Source organism: Pseudoalteromonas obscura, from assembly GCF_030135505.1.
GTDB lineage: Bacteria > Pseudomonadota > Gammaproteobacteria > Enterobacterales > Alteromonadaceae > Pseudoalteromonas > Pseudoalteromonas obscura.
Map to the genome: position 1 here is coordinate 281,798 of NZ_JASJUT010000001.1, position 22,151 is coordinate 303,948.

General features: G+C 42.0%; 15 protein-coding genes and 1 riboswitch. Of the genes, 10 read left to right on the forward strand and 5 right to left on the reverse strand.

Going from position 1 to position 22,151, the window contains the following annotated elements:
• Positions 1-123 precede the first annotated feature (123 nt).
• Positions 124-5,349: a beta strand repeat-containing protein gene (locus tag QNM18_RS01285; protein ID WP_284136083.1), complete on the reverse strand. Its 5,226-nt coding sequence runs from the start codon at positions 5,347-5,349 to the stop codon at positions 124-126.
• Positions 5,350-5,558: 209 nt separating this feature from the next.
• Between QNM18_RS01285 and QNM18_RS01290 the strand changes: the two genes are divergently transcribed.
• The 4 genes from QNM18_RS01290 (at position 5,559) to QNM18_RS01305 (ending at position 9,612) form a co-directional block, all read left to right on the forward strand.
• Entirely contained in the window at positions 5,559-6,893 is a 1,335-nt protein-coding gene (locus tag QNM18_RS01290) for a dicarboxylate/amino acid:cation symporter (protein WP_211012276.1), read from the forward strand.
• A gap of 155 nt (positions 6,894-7,048) precedes the next feature.
• A complete protein-coding gene (locus QNM18_RS01295; protein ID WP_284136084.1) occupies positions 7,049-7,924 on the forward strand; it encodes an NAD(P)-dependent oxidoreductase in 876 nt (291 codons plus the stop codon).
• Between the two features lie 229 nt (positions 7,925-8,153).
• On the forward strand, positions 8,154-8,669 hold the full coding sequence (locus QNM18_RS01300) for a glutathione peroxidase (protein WP_211012278.1): 516 nt from the start codon (positions 8,154-8,156) through the stop codon (positions 8,667-8,669).
• Positions 8,635-9,612: a 2-hydroxyacid dehydrogenase gene (locus QNM18_RS01305; RefSeq protein WP_284136085.1), complete on the forward strand. Its 978-nt coding sequence runs from the start codon at positions 8,635-8,637 to the stop codon at positions 9,610-9,612. The genes QNM18_RS01300 and QNM18_RS01305 overlap by 35 nt, the downstream gene beginning before the upstream one ends.
• An 81-nt stretch (positions 9,613-9,693) precedes the next feature.
• Here QNM18_RS01305 and QNM18_RS01310 read toward each other — a convergent pair whose 3' ends face one another.
• The 4 genes from QNM18_RS01310 to nhaD all read right to left on the reverse strand — a co-directional run bounded on the left by QNM18_RS01310 (position 9,694) and on the right by nhaD (position 14,807).
• Positions 9,694-11,019, reverse strand: a complete 1,326-nt coding sequence (locus tag QNM18_RS01310; RefSeq protein WP_211012280.1) for a sodium-dependent transporter — start codon at positions 11,017-11,019, stop codon at positions 9,694-9,696.
• A gap of 121 nt (positions 11,020-11,140) precedes the next feature.
• A complete protein-coding gene (locus QNM18_RS01315) occupies positions 11,141-11,671 on the reverse strand; it encodes a DUF924 family protein (RefSeq protein WP_284136086.1) in 531 nt (176 codons plus the stop codon).
• A gap of 161 nt (positions 11,672-11,832) precedes the next feature.
• Positions 11,833-13,179 carry a lysine-sensitive aspartokinase 3 gene (lysC, locus tag QNM18_RS01320; protein WP_284136087.1) on the reverse strand — a complete coding sequence of 449 codons (1,347 nt, stop codon included), beginning with the start codon at positions 13,177-13,179 and terminating at the stop codon, positions 11,833-11,835.
• Between the two features lie 87 nt (positions 13,180-13,266).
• Positions 13,267-13,440: riboswitch (Lysine riboswitch) on the reverse strand.
• A 119-nt stretch (positions 13,441-13,559) separates the two neighbouring features.
• Positions 13,560-14,807, reverse strand: coding sequence for a sodium:proton antiporter NhaD (gene nhaD / locus QNM18_RS01325; protein WP_023399441.1), 1,248 nt, complete (start codon positions 14,805-14,807; stop codon positions 13,560-13,562).
• A gap of 158 nt (positions 14,808-14,965) precedes the next feature.
• Here nhaD and QNM18_RS01330 point away from each other — a divergent pair, with 158 nt between their 5' ends.
• From QNM18_RS01330 to QNM18_RS01355, 6 genes are all read left to right on the forward strand, one after another.
• Positions 14,966-16,234: a hypothetical protein gene (locus QNM18_RS01330; RefSeq protein ID WP_284136088.1), complete on the forward strand. Its 1,269-nt coding sequence runs from the start codon at positions 14,966-14,968 to the stop codon at positions 16,232-16,234.
• 10 nt (positions 16,235-16,244) lie between these two features.
• Positions 16,245-16,796 carry a condensin complex protein MksE gene (locus QNM18_RS01335; RefSeq protein WP_284136089.1) on the forward strand — a complete coding sequence of 184 codons (552 nt, stop codon included), beginning with the start codon at positions 16,245-16,247 and terminating at the stop codon, positions 16,794-16,796.
• Entirely contained in the window at positions 16,793-19,570 is a 2,778-nt protein-coding gene (locus QNM18_RS01340; RefSeq protein WP_284136090.1) for an ATPase, read from the forward strand. The genes QNM18_RS01335 and QNM18_RS01340 overlap by 4 nt, the downstream gene beginning before the upstream one ends.
• A gap of 107 nt (positions 19,571-19,677) precedes the next feature.
• The gene (locus QNM18_RS01345; RefSeq protein ID WP_284136091.1) at positions 19,678-20,232 is read left to right on the forward strand and encodes a DUF4136 domain-containing protein; all 555 of its coding nucleotides are present in this window, start codon (positions 19,678-19,680) and stop codon (positions 20,230-20,232) included.
• 125 nt (positions 20,233-20,357) lie between these two features.
• Complete coding sequence (locus QNM18_RS01350) at positions 20,358-21,569, forward strand: aminotransferase class V-fold PLP-dependent enzyme (RefSeq protein ID WP_284136092.1); 1,212 nt, start codon at positions 20,358-20,360, stop codon at positions 21,567-21,569.
• 2 nt (positions 21,570-21,571) lie between these two features.
• A complete protein-coding gene (locus QNM18_RS01355) occupies positions 21,572-21,979 on the forward strand; it encodes a SufE family protein (RefSeq protein ID WP_211012287.1) in 408 nt (135 codons plus the stop codon).
• Positions 21,980-22,151: the final 172 nt, after the last annotated feature.

Below are 22,151 nucleotides of genomic sequence, written 5' to 3' on the forward strand. Positions count from 1 at the left end.
TTGCTTCATTTTTACTCAATCACATCTTTGTGACTCGTTAAAGAGGCGAATATAGCGGATATGTGAGGAAATTCAAGCGTTAATAAAAAAGGGCCTTAAAAAAGGCCCTTTGACTACGAAATTTTAACCATTATCTTGAATCGTCAGTGTTTTGGTTCTGACTATAGTTTCACCAGGGTTATTTGGATCTGGAATCGTGAATGTCACTATTAAGTTTCCAGAACTTAAATTATTGGCTGCATTTTCAGGCGTGACTAAAACGACAGCTTTACCACGATCAAAACCACCACTGGCATATATAGTACCAGTTAACTCCTGTACGGTTATTGAGCCGTTTTGAGTCGAGATACTCACCGTGGTGCCTTCTGGTAACGTGTTACCGTACAGATCAGAGTAATATATCTCTACCATCACCTGCGCAGTTTCATTTTCACCATCACCATTGAAGTCCCCTATCATTATACGATTTATATCGCAATAATTAGCGTTTTCAGTATCCTCAAGTCCAAATAGACCTTCGACAGGTAGCGTAACTACTTCGGAATCAGGATCTTCAGGATCTATTGGACCGACTGGATTGCTGCACGCTTCACCAACGCCGCCAATATGTGATTTATTGACGACGAAACGAGCATATACTACGTCGCTTGACGCAACAATTTCAAACTGCTTCCTAATATCAACGAGATCTTTACTACATTGGCCGGCTTCTTCGGCAGCCTGTCCACATAAGAGACCATTGTAAATACCAGTTGTTGGATCAGCAGGTAAGCCGTCGTAGCGGCCATTATTGTTGGCATCTAAATAAGGTTCATTGTGACCACCATTACTCAAAGTCGGTTCACATGGGTCGTTTGCTTCCCCATTACTTGGGTCACAATCTACAGCGTCAAATTGGTTATTGCCATTAAAATCAATGAAAGCTTCAGGTAAATCGTCGTTTAGTGGCTGAAATTCACCGATATCGAATAAACCATTTTTACGCGTAATGGTATCTGTCGAAGGCTTATCATGGAAGTTTTCTTGGCCTTTTGCTGTCGCAAGAACCGTAACACGAGCACCACGTACAACCGTTCTTGTTACATCAACACCGTCAATATTCTCAGTTACCGTGGTAGGGTAATCTCCAATACAAGGGACTGGTTGTCCTTGGTAGGTATCACACACGTCGTTAATCTTATTGCGCCACTTGTCCGCGGTAAAAGGTAACTCCCCTTGAGATCGCCACTGGACCTGACAACGTCCTTTGTCAGCAAAACATTGATAAGACTCATCTCCACCCGAGCCATCTATATTTCCTACAACCCCTGCTTCTGTTTGAACATTCGCAACTAGGTCATCTTTTGAAAGTTGATTAAACTGATCACCAAAGAACACATTAATGGTCGTGGTTATACCAACATAATTTTGCGTGTTAAGAATATACGTCTCGGGTGCCGCATCAAAGCTATCTTGATCAGGAACACCTGACGATAGGACAACGCCAGAAGACACCGCGTTGATCTGGTCATTCGCTGGAATTAATGTGTAGCCTGTAATACCAGCAGGAAGTTCGCAAAACTCTAAACTTGGGTCCGCAGTACATTGATCAATTTTAGACTGCCAGCACGTTGGAAACAGGTTGGTCTGAGCTGCCTGTGCGATTGTTTCATCAGGAAGGTAACAAGCCTCTACTACTAAGCCTCCAGGTACAACCCCACCCTCGATCAAGGTCTTTGCTTCACCATCGTTATCCGTATTACCTTTATACGTATTTAGGCTGGCCTCACCCGTTAAATCCGCAAACCTGAATTCAATCTGCTTTTGCCTTAGCGGGATATCATCCGTGTCAATTAACTGGAATGTAATGGTTGACGTAACAGCCACACTGCCGGTTGCAGGAGGTAGCCCAATAAAACGGTTGCTTGCGCTGATAAACTTCAATGATTGCACAGGGGCTGTTTTTACAAAGAAAGCATAGTTAACCGGATCCGCGGCAGAAATACTCGCTGTTATAGTGTCATTGCCATTACAGCCACTGGCGCGATACGTAGAAGTTGCTACTCCAGCTTGAGTTCGTACTGGGCTGTCAATTGTTGCCAATGTACCAGCTGGCTGTTGGCTTGCGCAAATAGACGAAAAGCCAATGTCTACAGGCTGTTCATATAAGCTAGTTAAAGCTTCATCTGTAAAGACTCTTGCAGTCACGATAAAGCTATCGCCGGAGTCTAATTCAGGCAGAGGTTGATCTGGGTTAGTCGAAGCGGGTAAATCTGCAGACAACTGCAAGTAAAGCTGCTGTATACCAACAGAGAAATTTTCGCTTGCATCTTCTCCGTCAAAGCTAACACTGATTGTGCCAGCGCCGTCACTATCACCGGGCTGCAGCTTTAAGATTGCAATGCCATTTACATCCGTCAATACCTTTCCTGAGCTTGGCAGAACTTGTCCTTTATCCGTCGTAACTTCGATAATTTGGTTCTCTACACTCTCACCGGCGCTGGTCACCTTACCCAATTCAATAAATAGTTCAGGAATTACACTGGAATCGACACTGGTTACTTCTGTACAATCACTTGGGTCAACTGGGTTGGAAGTGTCATTGCGTACTGCGTCCCAATCAGGTGCACAGTTGATTAATAGGCGAATGTCAAAACTATAATTGCCATCAATAACAACCGCATCACCTTTAGAGTTAAACACTGCTGGGTTTGTTGTGATGCCCTCATATTCCGCCGTAACTTCTCCAACGCCTGACACCGTTGTAACAAATAAATCTATTGAAGCTTTACCTTGGCTATCTGTCACCGCTCTGCCATTTTCCGGAGACATTGTCCCAACATCATCTACCGTAAAAGTCACTAAAGCACCTTGAACGGGGCTGCCGTCCTCTGTAAGCACAGCGATGACTTCCGCTTTATTATCTTTTGTCAACAGGTTGCCTTCGCTAATGTCAGTACCGTTGCCGTCCTTGATAGATTCAATAATCAGTAATAAGCCACCATCGCCTTGGCTATTAAAGTTGAAGTTGCGTGATACTTCTTCCCCGTTACTTGCAGTAAACGTCGCTGTAACTCTACCAGCTCCTTTAACGGAGTTATCTTTAAGTTGAATAGTAGCAACACCCAAAGAATTAGTTAAAACCGAACCAGATTGCGGGTCTAATGTCCCAAACGCGTTGACCGTGAATTGAATTTGTTGATTTTCAAATGCAGAACCATTTTGTAACAGCGTTGCACTCAAAGTCAGCTCTGAATTACCAGACAGCTCATTAGTTATTTGACCAGACGCATTTCTTGCAACAATTGATAACTCAAATGCCGAGTCGCCAAAGTCAGGATCTCCCTCGGTGTAGTAGATATATTGCTGTGTCACGGTTTCAGATGTCATTGGATCTGTATAAGTCGCTGACAGTTGCCCAACGCCAGTTTCATTGTTAGCAACCAGCTCTAATGATGCTTTACCGTTTGCCTGAGTTGCAGCCTGGCCATCAGAGGGTACAGTGGCTGCCTTACCACCCGTAGAGACATTGACAATAGCATTACTGACCAATGTACCATTGTTGGAAAGCGTGACTTCTACCGAGCCTTTAGTCGTACCACTGAGCGGATTGCTTTGGCTAATTGGATCGCCGTTTTCTTTATCTGTAACAGTGAGTACCATCTGTAAGCCACCGTCACCAGCACTAATAAAGCTGAAAGATTTACTGATCACCTGATTATCTTCAGTCGTATAAGTTGCCGTGACTACACCCGCACCGTCTACATTGTTTTCAGTTAGCACAACCGGAGCAATACCATCAGAGCCAGTTTCTACCACACTGCTCGCCAGCAAACCTTTGTCATCAACCGAAAAGTTCACATTTTGCCCTGATACAGGCGAACCGTTTAATGTAAGTGTCGCCTTTACCGTCAACGGTGTCGCAAAAGATAATTGATTTGAAGATGCTCCTGCGGCCGTCTCACCGACAATTGCAAGTTCATACGTCTGTTGACCAAAAAACTCATCTCCATTTGAGTGATAATTAACTGTGTTGGTTACAGTCTCTGTTTCAGTCGTATATGTCACCGTTAGCGTGTCAACGCCCGACTCCATGTTTGGAATAAGTGCCAATGTAGCTTGACCGCTACTATTTGTCTCTACGCGGCCATCCGATGGTAATGTAATGCCTTTTGTGCCCGCATTAACAGATACAATTGCGCCAGACAGTGGCTGACCGTTATCTAACAAATTAATTGAAACCGAGCCGTTTTTGCCTGTATCTAACGGGTTTTGTTCAGATATTACATTACCCTGAGGATCAGTGATTTGCACCTGCATCTGCAAACCGCCGTCACCCTCACTTTCAAAACTTATAGATGACGAAACGTCTTCGATTTCAGTGCCCGGAGTTTCATAGGTCACATTTAACTGTCCAACGCCGGATTCATTGTTGTCAATCAGATTGAAGGTGACTACACCCTGCTCATCTGTTTTCAAGACATTGGTTGCTGAACCAATCAGTGCCTTATTAACGGTAAACACAAGAGGTTCATTGGCAAGCGGTTTACCGTTTAGTGTTAAGGTTGCTCTGACAGCTATCGGCGAAGAAAACGACAAGTCATTTGTTTCATTGCCCTGTTGGTCTAAGCCGACAACAGATAAGGCATAGACTTGTAGCCCAAAGAATTCGTATCCATCTGAAACGAAGTTCGTGCTATTAGTTATGTCACCATAAGTAACGACGATTGACCCTGCACCAGTTTGCCTAGTTGCATTAATTTGAAAACTAGCCTGCCCGTTCGCATCTGTGACTATTTTGCCATTACTTGCCGTGCTGATTAGTTCATCAAATGTGAAGGTCAGAATTTGGCCTGTTAAGGGCGTCCCGTTGCTAGTTAATGTCGCCATAACTGTTGCTGGATTTTCACCAGCTAGCCTATTGGTTGTGTCGACTGCATTACCATTGGCATCAGTGATAGCTAGCGCAATTTGAGTACCACCATCGCCCATTGCCGCATATTCGATTGATTTGGTCAGTGTTTCACTATTAACATCAAATGACGCTGTTATGGTACCTGCGCCTTGATTGTTATTCGCAACGATCCCAACTGTTGCAATACCTTCACTATTTGTGAGCGCAGACGTTGAGCCATTAAATTCGGAAAATTCATCGCCTACAAATTTAACAAGCCTATCTGCTTGAGCTTGGCCATCTTTTGTAATTTTGGCTTGGACCTGAATCGGGTTGGAAACGCTGAGTTCGGAGGAACCACTTTGAGAATTGAGACTTAATGCAATTGCATATTCATCTGTATCATTACCACCATCACCGGAGGTGTCTTTTTCTATCGACCCCCCTCCGCCACAGGCTGTTAGAAGGAATATCATAAATATGGTGCTAAACCAACGCATTGAAAACATCCGCAGTTCTCCCTCGCACAATTTAAAATTAGAGTTATTTGCACAATGTTAACCCAAACCAAGATAAAAAATCACAATTTTTTCGTAGTCTTGGCATTTTTTTTTGTTCATTTTGAACCATCCTGTTAGGCTATAACGATTTTAACAACGAATAGTTTTAGGGCGTGTCCAAAACAATGACTGATAATAATAAATTTAGCCTGACTACACGTATCATGATAGCCATGATCGCGGGTATTGGTGTGGGTATAATTTTCCAACAAATTCTTGCCGGTGAGCCTGAGTTCTTAATTCCCCTTGGATTTGTCGACTTTCCATTAAGAGGCTTCTTTGTCGATGGTCTTTTCCACGTCGGTGGCCAAATCTTTATCGCCAGTTTGAAAATGCTGGTTGTTCCGCTGGTATTTATATCATTGGTTTGTGGTACCTGTAGCCTAAGTGATCCTAAAAAGTTAGGTCGTTTAGGTGGTAAGTCCATATTGCTATACTTAACAACTACTGCTATCGCTATCACAGTTGCAATATCTCTTGCTCTGCTGGTGAGTCCAGGTGCAGGAATTGATATGCCAACAACAAGTAGCTTTGATGCAAAAGAAGCCCCGACTCTCGCTCAAGTTATCATTGGTATGTTCCCAACTAACCCAATCGATGCAATGGCCAGTGGCAATATGCTTCAAGTTATCGTATTTGCTTTGCTATTCGGAATTGCTATGGCATTAAGTGGAGAGCCTGGCAAACGAATCGCGGCTGTTTTTGATGATTTAAATACGGTAATTTTAAAATTAGTTACTCTATTAATGAACTTAGCGCCATATGGTGTGTTCTGTTTAATGGCAAAACTGTTTACCGATATTAAAATGGGTTTAATCGTTGAGCTTGGAAAATACTTTTTAGTTGTAGTAGCGGCACTGTTTTTCCACGCTTTAGTAAACTACACCATTTTACTTAAAGTGCTTACAGGCCTTAACCCTGTGACCTTCTTAACTAAAATGAAAGATGCTTGCATGTTTGCATTCAGTACTTCTAGCTCTAGTGCAACGATGCCTGTCACACTTGAAACCGCGACCAAAAAGTTAGGCGCAAACAATACCGTCGCCTCTTTTACGGTACCTTTAGGTGCAACAATCAATATGGATGGTACAGCCATTATGCAAGGTGTTGCTACCGTCTTTATCGCTCAGGTATTTGCTGTTGACTTAACTCTTAGCGACTACCTAATGGTGATTTTAACTGCCACGTTGGCTTCTGTGGGCACAGCCGGTGTACCAGGTGTTGGCTTGATCATGCTTGCAATGGTGTTAAACCAGGTTGGTCTTCCTGTCGAAGGGATCGCTATTATCATGGGTGTTGATAGGCTACTCGATATGACCCGTACAGCTGTTAACGTTACTGGTGACTGTATGGTTACTTGTGTCGTCGCAAAATCTGAAGGTGAGTTAAATCATGATGTGTTTAACGACCCTAACGCAGCAAAAGACCTTGAAGAAAACTTAACTACTTCTAAAGTTTAATTGCACAGTACAGAGTAGCTTGGACACCAAGTTACTCTGTTATAAACCTTTCAAAATAAATGCATGAAAACAGTTCATTATCATGCAAAATATTCAGCCAAAACTCCCCCACTTAAGTTACAATCGAGTCACTTGTCACAACTGGATTGTTAAATATGACATCAAATAACAAAAATGTAGCTTTTATTGGCCTTGGTGTAATGGGATTCCCGATGGCTGGTCACCTAGCAAATCAAGGCTATAACGTCACTGTATACAACCGCACTACGAGCAAAGCACAAACTTGGATGGAGACTTATTCCGGTCAACTTGCTACAACCCCAGCTTTAGCAGCTGCGAATGCGGATATCGTATTTATTTGCGTTGGTAATGACGATGACCTCAGAGAAGTAACCACTGGAACTGATGGCGTTCTTCAATCTATGCGCGCAAATACTACACTAGTTGATCACACAACAGCTTCCGCAGATGTAGCCAGAGAATTGTTCAAAGCCTGCGAAGCTAAGCAGATTGGCTTTGTTGATGCACCAGTATCTGGCGGGGAAGCTGGCGCAGTTAACGGCCAGCTTACCATTATGTGTGGTGGTAAAGCAGACATCTACAAGGCCGTTGAGCCTGTAATGGCCGCTTACGCTCGCTTTTCTAAATTGCTCGGCGATGTCGGTTCAGGTCAAATAGCAAAAATGATGAATCAGATTTGTATCGCAGGTGTTGTACAAGGTCTCGCAGAAGCACTACAGTTTGGTCAAAATGCCAACATAGACTGCGAAGCCGTCATTGAAGTAATCTCCAAAGGTGCTGCTGGAAGCTGGCAGATGGAAAACCGCCATAAAAGCATGTTAGATGACCATTACGAACACGGGTTTGCGGTAGACTGGATGCGAAAAGATCTGTCTATTGCCCTTGATGAGGCAAAAAAGAATGGCTCCACTTTGCCTGTGACCGCGTTGGTAGATCAGTACTACGCAGATGTTCAAAAGATGGGCGGTAATCGCTGGGATACCTCCAGCTTATTAAAGCGCCTTGTTTAGACTCTTCTTTTTTGTGCCACACTCGTGGCACTTCTCTCTAAAGCCCTGCTTCACCTATCATTTGTGTACGTTTGGTTAAATTTAAATTCCCTTGACATAAAATTGACCAAAATGACTGCTATGCTTGAACAATGGAGGGGATTACACCTCATTGGCAGTCAGTGGACTACATAACAACTCCACATGAAAATTATAAATACAACTCGTTATATGCACGGAACTTTGCAGCATGGATAATATTTACAGATACAGTGTTAAGTTACTTACCGGTGAGACAGTTTCACTTAGGTCATTTCAAAATAGGCCCGTTATCATTGTCAACATCGCCAGTAAATGCAGTTTTACGCCACAGCTCACCGCCCTTGAAAAAATGTATCGTAAGTATAATAAACAAGGCTTAGAGATAATTGCATTTCCATGCAATCAATTTGGTAAAAACGAGCCGCTAGAAAATGAAATGCTTCGTGAGTTTTATCAATCACATTTTAGTTTAAGTTTTAAAGTTGCTGAAAAAACATTGGTCAACGGCCCTGATGCACACCCTTTATTTAATTACCTAAAATCACATACACGGGGAATTGCTCAAAACCGAGCAATAAAATGGAACTACACTAAATTTTTAATCGGTAATAATGGCGAGCTTTTGTCACGCTATGCACCGCGTACAAAGCCAGAATCTTTAAAGCAGATCATCGAGGGTCAGTTGCAAGATGAAAGTAGCACTTTTCAGTTCGCAAAAATATGAAAACGCATTCTTCTCTCAAGCAATTAAAAATTTCATTGATATAGAGTTTGCGTATTTCGAACATAATCTAAACAGAGATACCGTTTACTTGGCGTCTGGTTGTGACGCAGTATGCGTGTTTGTCAATGATGACCTCAATGCTTGTGTACTCGCTGAATTAGCTGAGCTCGGTATTAAATACATCGCACTGAGGTGTGCCGGCTACAATAATGTAGACATTGAGTCAGCGCATGCATTGGGCCTGCAAGTTGTACGAGTGCCCTCATACAGCCCTGAAGCGGTTGCAGAGCATTGCATGGCGCTTATACTCACCTTAGCGAGAAAAACACATAAAGCATATAACCGGATCAGAGAAGAGAATTTTGACCTCAATGGATTATTAGGCTTTAACATCCACAACAAAACTGTTGGGCTAATTGGCTGTGGTAAAATTGGTCAGGCCTTGGTATCTATCTTAAATGGCTTTGGCGCACACACACTTGTTTATGACCCCAATATAGGCGAAGGCTCTTATACACAAGTGTCACTCGATATGCTTTTGCAGCAGAGCGATATCATATCCCTGCACTGCCCCCTAACCGATGCCACACATCACTTACTTGATGCTCAAGCATTTGGAAAAATGAAGCAAGGCGTTATGGTAATTAACACCAGTCGCGGTGCGATAATTGACACACGCGCATGTATTGCTGCGCTCAAATCAAATAAAATCGGGTATTTAGGGCTGGATGTATACGAACAGGAATCGGAGCTTTTTTTCAAAGACCGCAGTGAAGAGATCATCCAGGATGATACCTTTGTAAGGCTTAGTAGCTTTCCAAATGTGCTAATAACGGGACATCAAGGGTTCTTTACACAAGAAGCTATGACTGAGATAGCGAATACAACACTAAAGAATTTGCACGCACTTAAACACAAAACGCATACTCCAAATCTCGTTTAGCACATACACGCTTTATTCATCCGAGTTAAAATAAAAAGCGCAGCCAATTGGCTGCGCTCTCTTGTTATCTGCAATTTGGTGTTATTTATTGATAACGACATTAACGAATACGGCAGTCATTAGTATCGGACAAATAAATCGCAAATACTGAGCAAACCAATAGCGTAAACCTGTCGCGTCCAATAGCAGTGTATTACCTCGCTTCCACATCCAACCGACTGTGATAAAGTAGAAAAGCCCCATCAAAGGTAATTGATATCGAGTGAAAACAGAAATCACCAAACCGAACAGCCAATCAAAGTTCATTATGATTAAGCTTGAGCATACTAAAATCACCAAAGTAACAATCCATGTTGCTTTTCTTCTTTCCATACCATGATTTTCGACTAAGAATGAAACCGGTATTTCTGTAGAGGAAATAGTCGAAGTTAAAGAAGCAATTGACATAAGCACGAAGAACGTTAATCCAACCCAAATACCTATCTGGCCCATACTTTTAAACAGCTCAGGTAATATCGCAAAGATCAGACGCCCTTCCCCAGCCAATTTTCCATCTTGAAAAACTTCCACGCCATTTTGCTGCGCCACAAAAATAGCCGGTATAATCAGCAAGCCAGCTAAAAATGCAACACCGGTATCCAACATGGCAACACTAAAAGTCAACTTAGGTAGATTTTCATTCGGCTTTAGGTATGAGCCATAAATCATCATACAGCCGACACCAAGGGACAGAGAGAAAAATGCCTGACCCATGGCTGCGATGATCAAGTCCGGATCTGTAATTTTATCAAAATTAGGAACCAAGTAAGCTTTAAAGCCTTCTGCCGCCCCCTCCAACGTTGCCATGTAAGCAATCAAACAGCACAACAACAGCAACAACATCGGCATTAGTCGACGAGACCAAGTTTCTATACCAGATTTCACCCCTTTAAGAATAATTGCCGCAGTTAGCAGCAACATCAGAGGCGTAAACACAAAGTTTCTCGTCGTTGAGTCACCAGTTAAAAACTGACTCACGGCATCCATACCAAACAACGAAGTTAATGGTTCTAAAGAATGTGCCAGCATCCAACCAGCGACAATAGAATAGAAGCTGAGCATCACAATTGCGCCACTCAAACCTATGTAACCGGCGGCCGCCCCCACACTTGGCTGCTTTTCTTGCCAAGCTTGCTTGAGCGCTTTTACTGGATTCGCCTGTGCTTGATGACCGAGATAAAGCTCGGTATACAAGGCTGGTAATGCCAGCAAAAAGATAACGATAAAATATGCGAGTAAAAATGCACCACCGCCATGATTGGCAGCTTGAGTTGGGAAGCCCCAAATATTTCCTAAACCAACAGCGGCACCCGCTGCTGCTAGGACAAAGCCAAGTCGGCTTTGAAAACCATCACGTACCTGAGCCATATTCGAACACAAATATAATTATTGTTTTGGCCAGCGATTATACCTTTTTGATTGAAAAATGCGAGCACAACAACCCCGATACGGGGACTTCCCTTGCCCATTAATGAATAAAACTCACCAATTAAAAACTAGACCCTGGCTGCTGCAAAAACTCAATTTCTTCATCCGTTGAAACTCGACCTAAAATCTCGTTTCTGTGAGGGTAACGTCCAAATCGATCAATTATTTTTTTATGTGCCAGCTCAAATTCATAGCCTGGTAATTCACGAAACAATACCTCTGCTTGGCGATGAATAACCGCGCTCTCACTATGCATAAACGGCATATATAAAAAACCGACTTCTGTATCGTTTAACGCCTGATCAAACCCTTTATCTATGGCTTGCTGAGACAAGCTCAAAGCCAGAGCATCACTGGCAAAGGCCTGTGGTGTATCACGGTACATATTTCTTGGAAATTGATCTAAAACGATAATCTCACACAATGAGCCGACTGGGGTATCTCGCCACCTTCCCAACTCGCCATTGTGTGCCATTTTATGTAGAACTGAAAATTGGCTTTTGATTTTTTGGTCAAATGCTGATGACTTCTGCCACCAATCTTTTTCTGAGCATGTAACAAACCAAAACTCATAGATATCTTGATACTGCATGGGAGGCCCTTATGCAAATTATTGTTACTTTATTAAGATTGCCACCTCGGGTTCTTTATTGCAACTTTATCATTAATATTTGTTATAAAGTTATTTCGTCAACAACAGAAACGATAGTAGCCTAGAAAATATACCTAAGCTACTATCGTAAAACCAGAATTTTAGGCCGCTTCCAACAATTTTTGATGGATTGCTTGAACGACTTGATCAGAGCTGGCCTGTTCAACTAAGAAGCATAAATTGTGACGACTTGCACCATGGCAAATTAGACGTATATCGAATTCAGATAACACATCAACCAAACAATCATCGCCCCCTTTTAGTTGAATTTCAGAACCTATCATAGCGACTAACGTCAAATTGTTCTCTACACTAACGTGGCAAAATTCACCGAGCTCATCAAGACACGCTTGTTCAAGCTCTGGACGAGACGCGTTGGGCGCGTTATCTAAGGTCAAAGCAACGCTTATTTCAGAAGTCGTAACAAGATCGACCGATATATTGTAGTTACTTAATATCGTAAATATTTTCGCGAGAAAGCCGCTAGCTAACAACATCTCAGGGCTTTTTAATGTTAATAGGATTTGGTTCTTACGTTGTGTGACGGCACGGATCCCAGACTGAGTCTGAGTTTCTTTTTCGATCCACGTGCCACCTTGATCGGGCGCTTTACTGGAGCCGACAAAGACAGAGATGCCTTTTCTGCTGGCTGGTAAAATCGTCGCTGGATGCAGTACTTTCGCGCCAAACGTTGCCATTTCAGCCGCTTCGTCAAAGCTCAATCTCGGAATTGGTTTTGCTTTAGTACAGAGCCTAGGATCTGTACTAAAAATGCCAACTACATCAGTCCAAATTTGAACACTGCCAGCATCAATTGCTTCTGCGATCAACGCCGCACTGTAATCAGAGCCACCGCGACCTAAAGTGGTTGTTTGCCCATATTTATCACTACCGATAAAACCTTGTGTTACGACCACGTGATTGTCTAGCAACGGAGCCAAATGTTTAGCGGCTGCTACTGCTGTAGCTTCAATGTCAGGTGTCGCTTTGGAAAAGCTGCTATCGGTTTTTAGAATGTTTCTAACATCAAAACGGACTGAATTGACGCCTAGCGTTCGTAGCACTTGAGTAAAAATGAATGAAGAAAAGCGTTCACCAAAACTCAACACTTCATCACACTGCTGTGTGCTCAGTGCAGGTAACAATGCTACCTCTTTAAATTCTAAATAAGTTTCTTCAAAACCAGTTTGTAAATCAGAGTCTAGGGTCACGTGTTCAAGAATACGATGCTGAATTTGCATGACCGCTTCTACCAGTGCCAAGCGCTCTTCATGATTGGCTTTTTGTTGAACTAGTTCTACTAGGTGGTTTGTAACACCAGCACTGGCACTTACAACCACTACTTTTACTGTAGGGTCGTCATTAATAATTTGTGCACAACGATACATAGAAGTGTAGTCAGCAACACTTGTACCACCGAACTTAGCAACAACAGACTGGGAATTCATTTTATCTCCTTGTGATAGCACATGTACTATCAAAAAAATAAGGAGAACTAACTTGGCAAGAGGAAATAGAAATATATTGAAAAAACCACTGCCAGAAGCTCTCCACCAATAAACGGTGACAGTTCCGAGGATTCAACCCCGTAAACCGAAAAGTCATTGATACGACCAATCACTTTCCTCGGCGAATACTTCCCTCGCTTGCTGTCGTCGGATGTCGTGTCCTCGAACAAGCTACCTAAGCATCGCACCTCTTCTGTCTATTTTGCGGGTATTAAGCTGAACACCGGCAAAATAAAACCTGCTACAAGAGCAGGCTTTTAAAAACTATCTTTTAGACGTCTAGGTGTCAAGTAGTTTTGTACCTTAAGGCTAAAAAAGGCTTAAATAAGTTGCCCCATATAATACGAGCCAGCGTAACCTATGGTATAAGCAATCAGTAAATACAGCGCCATTTTTAAATAACTCATAAAAGTCAATGCTTTTACCTTACTCATCGCAATAATACCAGCAGCTGAACCAATAATTAGCATAGAGCCACCCACTCCTGTTGCATAGGTAAATGTCAGCCATTGCTGTGGGGTCATTTCGATCTGCGCTTTTAATAGCGCTGCGGTTAGTGGCACATTGTCTACTGCTGCACTAAGCAACCCAACCAAATAGTTTGCATATTCAGGCGCCAAATATTGATAGAGTTCAGTAAACATACTTAACACGCCAACTTCCTTGAGCGCCCCCACCAGCAGCAGTACACCAACAAAAAATAGCAGCGTGTCGTATTCTATTTCTCTAATGTAATCAATTATCTTTTTGTTGACGTCTTTTTTTCGCATTAAAAATTGCGCAACTAGAAACATAAATGACAAACCGAATAAAAACGTCAGCATAGGCGGTACTTGATACTGAACACTTAAAAACAACGTAGCGAGTACGGTGGACATAAAAATGACTGCAATAGTAATGTCAGTCTTTTCTATACGGCGTAATTCTTGACGTGCAAAGTAAAGTTGCTCATTCATACCGATGGATAACATAGCTGCCAGTGCAAATACGCTCACGATGGCCGGCAAAACTAACAGCAAGAGATCCGGTATTGTGACTTTACCCGCCAAAAATATCATCAAGGTTGTTACATCACCAGTGATCAGCGAAACACCGCCAGAATTTACGCTAAAAATGATTAATGTGGCATACTTTACTAGCTTTTTCGCATCCAGCTTTAAGGACATGACAACAGCCAAAGATATTAGCGTCGCAGTAATGTTGTCAGAAATCGAAGAAAATATAAACGCAAAAGCACCGACGAGAAACATTAACTTTCTCTCGCTGATCTGCTCAGGCATGATGCGATGGACAATATTTTGGATAAAACCTTTAGAGTTTAAATAAGCAACAAAAGTCATCGCAGCCATTAAAAAAAGCCATAACGTCGCAATTTCTAAGATGTTGTGATCGAGCTGATGTTGTATAGTTTCTGAGCTTTCGCCATGAATTGGAGATATAAAAGCGATAATCCAACATAAAGTACCAAAAAAAAGCGTCGTTTTGGCCTTGTTTACATGGATAATATCCTCTATAACGATAAGCACAAAAGCTAGCGCTATTAGGGTTAGGATTATGGAAGTGACCATACGCGTAAACAACCTGTAATCAAATGTAATTTTTGTAAAGGGTGATGTAAATCGGCGCGGAGTCTAACACTATGGGCAAGTGACCGCTATCAATAATTACAATTTATGACAAATTCGTGAACAAGTGATGTCACAAAAATGATACAAACTGGAAAGTTATGATCCCAGCGAAAAAAGTTCTTAATACATTAAATGAACACTGGAACGTTTTAGAGTTGCTATTTAAGCGATTTAAAATGTCTGATTTCAGTATAAAAGATGTACAAAACTTAATAAAATTGAAGAACCCAAACTGGTCAAGTGAACGGGTTTACAAAGAAACAAATAGACTGCTTAATCAAGAAATTATTATTCCTCTAGCTAAGTCTTCGCAACTCGAAATCAACCGTGCAGTCGCTGATTTTGCAAGTTTTTTGCTCCAAGAGGAGCACTTAGGTCTTGCTGAAGAAATCACCGTATTAGTTAAAGATTTGCAACGGCTTGGAGCACGCTTAGCTCAGGCGGGTAATGAAGGCGACCATAGTGAGCTTCGACGCTTTAGCCGCATAATGGATGAGCGAGTCAGAAAAATTGTAAAGCTTTATCAACACAATGAGAGTGCAATTCTCAATCTTGTAGAGCAAGCCAAATCTGATCACAGCAACTTATCATTGAAGCGACGTTACCAAGCAGTCATCGAAGCGTTTGACGAATACATTGAACCAATGCTTGAAATGGTTGACATACACGGTCCATTCCAAGCTTGTTTTAGCGACATAGAAACGCAAATTAGTGAGCAAATAAACCAAATCGAACAGCTTGGACGAGGGGCTCAAGACAAACGTATGCTTGAGCAACTGAGAACACGTATTTTAGACATGCATTTAATTGGCAGAGAAAGTTTGGGTAAGAGTGCCGATATGCTTATGCCGTTGCGTGAAGAATTAAGACGCAATACGCTAATTACTCGCCAAGCAGCCAAAGTACTGGGACTTATCCGGAAAAATGGTGTGGATCGTATGCTTAGCCCGGTTCAGCCAGACTTTGTATCCGATATTCAGCGCTTTAACCTCGGCCAAAAGCGTCACATGGTCGCTTATATGGCAAGCCTTGCCGAATTTGAACATGAAGAATACCAATTGCCAGATCATCAAGATGTACCAGCATATCAAAGCCCCAACATTCCTGATTATCAAGACATCAAAAAGTCTTTTTCAACCAGTGGGCAAAAGCGCACTGCCCTGCTTGGCTTTTTAAGTGATAGCTATCCTAGCCTAGAAGCTGACGAAATGCTGTTTTTGTATCAAAAACTTATTAGCGACCCTGAATTGATAGTCAGTCAGTCCGATTCAAAAGAATCGATGCAACTCGCTAATACCAAAATCAAATTGTATCCATTTAGCGCTACAGAGAATAATACTTCTGACGCTGAAAAAGCAAAACAATAAGTACGACACCATGACACAAATTAATCTAAACGATTTATCACAACTGCAAGCCATCAACAAAAAGCTTGCTGGTGGATATCACATCAGTGAACAAGATACGACACTCTGGCAAGAGCTGGACCAGCATATAGAGTCATACCAAGCGCTTTTTGCAGCGCTTGGTCATGATTTACAACATGATGCGAGAGGGTTTTACTACCTTGCCAGTGACGAAAGTACCCCAAATATGGGCAAGATAAGTCGCGCTATCGCTTTAACGGTTTTTATTCTCATAGAATATTACGCAAATCAGGGTAAAGATCCATTACGTGCATTGTTTGATGAACAAATTGATTTGGAACTGATGCAAACGCTTATCCAGCTCAACAAACATTTATCTGATCAGTTAGAGATCTTCTCAGGATCAGACTTGAGAAAAGACGTTTTTTTACGAATGTTGAGACTTGGATTGTGTAAAGAAACTGAACGCGGTTTTGTACTATTAGCGCCAGTTTATAGATATATCGATGCCCTAATGGAAGTTAACGAAGACAATTTTGAAGCGCTAGAGGAAGAAGTATGAGCGAATTATATGGATTAAGTAAGCTAGCGCTTTTAAATACCGCAGGTTATGCAAAGTGTGTTATCCCACTGGACAAAAGTGCATCTATTTGCGCCCCTAACAACACAGGTAAAAGCTCAGTTATCAATGCACTTCAATTTCCTTTGGTTAACGATTTACGCTTGACTGAATGGGACGGTCACGATTTAGAAGAAACCCGAAAATTCTATTTCTCAAGCGATCAGTCATACATTTTACTAGAAGCAAACCTACCCCATGGTGACGTAGTCATTGGCGTGGCAGGGCTTGGTAAAATCGCAGGTTACGCGCACCAGTTTTTTTGCTACAACGGTAAACTTAACCTAGATGATTTTACCGAAGGTAAAAGCATCATTAAATACACTAAACTATTCAATCATTTAGATTCAAAAGGTTACAAAGCCATAGAGCTAAAAGCCGCTGAGCTAAACGCACTCTTGACCGGGGGCGCAACCCCATATGATGGTGACATCAATCTTAAAATGATCCCACTTAACAATGTTCAAGACGCCGCGATCTACAAAGAGATCTTTAGACGCATTTTGAACTTACATAAGTTAGGCGCTCATGATGTTAAACGTTTTATGTTACGTGTTTTTGAACGCCATATGTCAAACTCAAAAGTCGACTTTTACGAAGTCTGGCGACGTGCATTCGATAAAGTCAATCGCTCTAAACGTGAACTTACCGCCTTAGAATCAATGCAAGAGCCGATTGCTGCACTGGAGCAAATGATTGAAAGCGAAGCGACCATCAAGGGTAAGTTGGCAGCTTATGCGCCAAAAATTGATCAAGCTATTATCGCATTCGATGAATATCAAACGTCACAAATCGACGAACTGAACGAGCAACTCGAAAATATCGAGCAAGAAAAACGCGATTTTGAACAAAAACAGCAGCTTTATGTTCAGCAATCTCGTGATATTGAACGTAAACAAACACAAATTGAGCAATGGTTTACTGACTATCAGGCACTCAAATCTGAGTTTGAATTAACCAACCATGCGACACTAAAAACAAACCTCACTCTTTTAAAGAAAGAGTATGAGCAGTTGTCATTCTCAATCAACAGCGCACAAGGTCAGAGTTTACACACTTTAGATTACCGTATTGGTGAAACTCAGAAACAGATAAAGAGCTTAAAGCTGCAACTTAAAAACCTAGAGTTCAATTTATTTACTCGTATGAGAGAAGATCTATCACTCAAAGAAGTGGAAGAAATCTCTCGTATACTGAACCCTGATCTGCTTTCGTTTGCAACCACCTCTCAAGGTGAGGTAACCATTCACGATGAAGATGCGTTTGCTGATTTCTTATCCTTACTTTCAAACGCAGTAAAAGGTGGTGAGCTGAAATTACCTGGTGTGAGCGTTAAACTCAAAAAGCTAGCGCCAGTGCAAATGCAAAGTGGAGAGAACAAAGCACAATTGCAAGCCCAGCTCGAAGCACTGCAACGTTCATTGACAGAGCTAAAGCAGCAAAGAGAAGTTGCAGCGAATGTTGCTGACAAGCAGCAAGAGCGCGATGCCTTGTATCAAGAACTCATGGCTACGGAAGATGCCCTTAAACGCTTCGAGCAATTCCAAACCATGCAACAGTCGGCAGAGGCACAAATGGCTCTCAAAGACCAATTAGGTGCCGAACGCGAGCAAGTAGATGACTATTTACAAGATGTACAACGCAACGCAGGATCAATTTCAGATCGCCGCTCGATCATAAAAAGTAAACAAGATCTTATTTTGAGACAAAGCGATCGTCTTAAGCAAGTTAAGTCCGAGCGTATCGACCACACGTTAGCAATTTATGAAGGAAAACAGACACCCTATCCTATTGACGTGAAGATCGACTTTGATAACTTGTCGGAAATAGTCCATCAGTTCAACAAAGATTGCCAAGAGCTGAGAAACTTAGATGTTAATGTGCGCAATACATATCTACATATCTACAATGCAGGCATCACCAAGTTTGACAACGAAACCGACGAGTCAACCAAGTACGCTAAATTGATCAGCGCATACCACAATATTGATAACGAACGCGATGCTGTTGAGCGTCAAGCGCGTGTTGCCCTGACCGAAGTCGCTGCGACAATAAAAGGCTTAAGAGAGGATTTAGATCGATTACGCCGTGAAATGAATAGCTTTAACCGCGGTATCAGCCAGCACCGTATATCGAACTTAAAAGCATTTAAGATCAATGTTATCCCTCGCAAAATGCTGGTCGACAGCATTGATACTATTATCAGCACTTCTGAAGTCTATGAGCAAGGTGACAGCTTCGACTTGCTTAGTGAAGCAAAAGCAGATGAGAATGCAGTTAATGAAGCAAAAGACCATATCATTAAACTAGCCAGTGAAAAAGCAGGCTTAACGCTTACCGATTTATTCGATATTCGTTTTGAAGTCGTCAATAGAGCCGGTGAAACCGAACACTTTGATAAAATTGACTCTGCGGGCTCAAATGGTACCCGCATTACCATTAAACTGTTATGTGGCATGCTGTTCATTCGCTACCTATTGTCTGATCAAGAGCAGGCTTTATATCGCATACCGATATACATTGATGAGGCTGCGGATATCGACCCGCAGAACCAAAAAGCAATTATCGAAACTGCACTGAGTTTCGGGTTTGTGCCAATATTTGCTTCAGTTAAGCCACAGATCAGCTGTGATTACTTGGTTCCTATCCGCAGTGTTAATCAGGGAAGTCAGAACTGGGTTGATGAAAAAGACTGGATTGAAGTGGAACATTCATAGTTTTAACTGGTCTTACTTACTGGATCTTAAAGTTTATTTGCTTTTTGCTTATCAATTTTGGTCCAGTTAGTATTACAAGGCCAAAAGCCTTAATTAAGGAGTAAAAAATGACTCGTAACCTGCTTGTAGCGCTAAGTTTGATTGTATTAAGTGCTTGTTCTAACACCCCTGATTGGGACTATGATAAATCAGTTGAATTTGCCAACTACAAAACTTTTTCATGGTCTCCAGACACTGCAAACTTTGACAAAGGTGCCCAAAACTATCAGATCAGTGAACTGATGGAAAAGCGCGTTCGCAATGCAATTATTACTGAAATGGCGCAACATGGACTCTCCTTGGTAGAAAATGCTCAGGCAGATGTCATGGTAAACTTTCATGCAGCGGTTGATACAAAACTTGACGTAGATACATTCAATACCAGCTACTCTGCCCGTTGGAATTATTGGGGTGTTGGCTGGAATACGCAAACACAAGCACGTGAATATGAAGTAGGAACTTTGGTTATTGATGTCATCGACAGAGCTTCCAATCAGCTTGTATGGCGCGGCGCAAAAGAAGGACGCCTTCGCAAGAAAGAGTCACCTGAAAAGCGCACAGAAACGGTCAACAATACCGTAAGGGATATTTTGTCCAACTTCCCTCCAAAAGTGGAACACTAAACCAGTAAAGGCAGCAACATGCTGCCTTTTTTGATTGTATTAAACAGAAATAAATTGTTCAGACTTGCAAGGTTAATTCAATTAGGTAAAATTCGGCGGTTTATGGTTCTTAATGAGCAAATACCTTGATTGAGCAACTTCGGAAAGACTTCCCTTTATTACAAAACTTGGTTGATGAGCAGCCGCTTTGTTACTTTGATTCAGCCGCTACCACGCAAAAGCCGCAAGTTGTTATTGACGCTGTTAATCAATTCTATCATCAAGAAAATGCCAATGTGCATCGAGGTGCGCATACACTAAGTGCACAAGCAACAACAAAATATGAAGCGGTGCGTGATAAGCTTGCTCAATATTTAAATGTCCAACGCAACGAGGTTGTTTGGACCAAAGGGGCGACAGACTCACTCAACCTTTTGGCCTATGGCCTTACTAATATACTTGGTCAAGACGATGTTATTGTGCTTTCACCGCTTGAACATCACGCGAATATTGTACCTTGGCAACAAGCTGCTGAAAAAACCGGGGCAAAAATTGCGCTTTTACCTGTTTCAAAAGAAGGGGTTTTAGATCAATCTGCCGCGATTGAGCTTATTCGCGATACAAAACCTAAGATAATAAGCCTGTGCCATGCGTCAAACGCTCTTGGTAATATTCATGACGTAAAACAACTAATTGAAGCGTCTAAACCCTACGGAACCATCACAGTCGTTGATGGCGCACAATCTTTTATGCATTTGAGGCCTGATCTTAAAGCGCTAGATTGCGATTTTTTTGTATTCTCAGCTCACAAAGCACTTGGGCCAACAGGTGTTGGTGGATTATATGGCCGTTATGACTTGCTCAACAATTTACCCGTTTATCAAACTGGCGGGGAAATGATTGATACCGTGAGCTTTACAGGCACAACATTTAGAAATGCCCCCGAGAAGTTTGAGCCAGGTACGCCAAATATCTGTGGCGTAATTGGTTTTGGTGCGGCGCTTGACTATTTGACTTCGCTTAATAAAAACGAGCTACTTGCCTACGAGCAATCACTACATCAATACCTGTTGACTCGACTACGCCAAATCGACGGCATTAAAATATGGGGTGACAATAAAAACAATATCGGCGTGGTAAGCTTTACGTATAAAAATGAGCACCACTTCGACATTGCCACGCTTCTCAACTCTTATGGCATTGCCGTCAGGAGTGGGCACCATTGCACCCAGCCACTTATGGCACATTTAAATATTACTGGAACTGTTCGCGTGAGCCTTGCTTTTTATAACAATCAGCAAGACATAGATTCCTTTATCGCTGCGCTTATGGAAACCATTGAGATGTTGGAAGAATAAAAATGGATATCAATCAAATCCAAAGCAAATTAAACAGTTTAAAAGGCTGGCAAGCTAAGTATCGAGAGATCATGTTATTAGGCAAGCAGCTACCTGCATTACCAGAACCACTAAAAACCCCTGATGCGCAAGTTAAGGGTTGTGAAAGTAACGTGTGGCTTCATTTGGATCTAGATGAATCACAACAAAGACTAGTCATCATTGCTGACTCAGACACTCGAATTGTGAAGGGGCTGCTAGCTATCATCCTAGCGTGTTACAACAACGCTCTCCCACAGGATGCTCAATCCATTGATGCTTATCAGCTGTTCGAAGAAATGGGCCTAATTAAACACTTAAGCCCATCAAGGGGCAATGGTGTTAAAGCCATTGTTGAGCAAATAAAACGCCAAGTTGAAGTACTGCAATAGACAGCCCTTCAACAAGCTCAAACAGAAATCACCCTTTACCTAAGCCCAAGACATCCATAGGCATGAACATGGTGTTTAGCAGCCCACTTAATCGTGACTCACTCATCTTTTAAGTGGGCTTTAAGACTTATCTTAGCTAACTGAAATGATTTGTCATTCTCGAAGCGCTTTG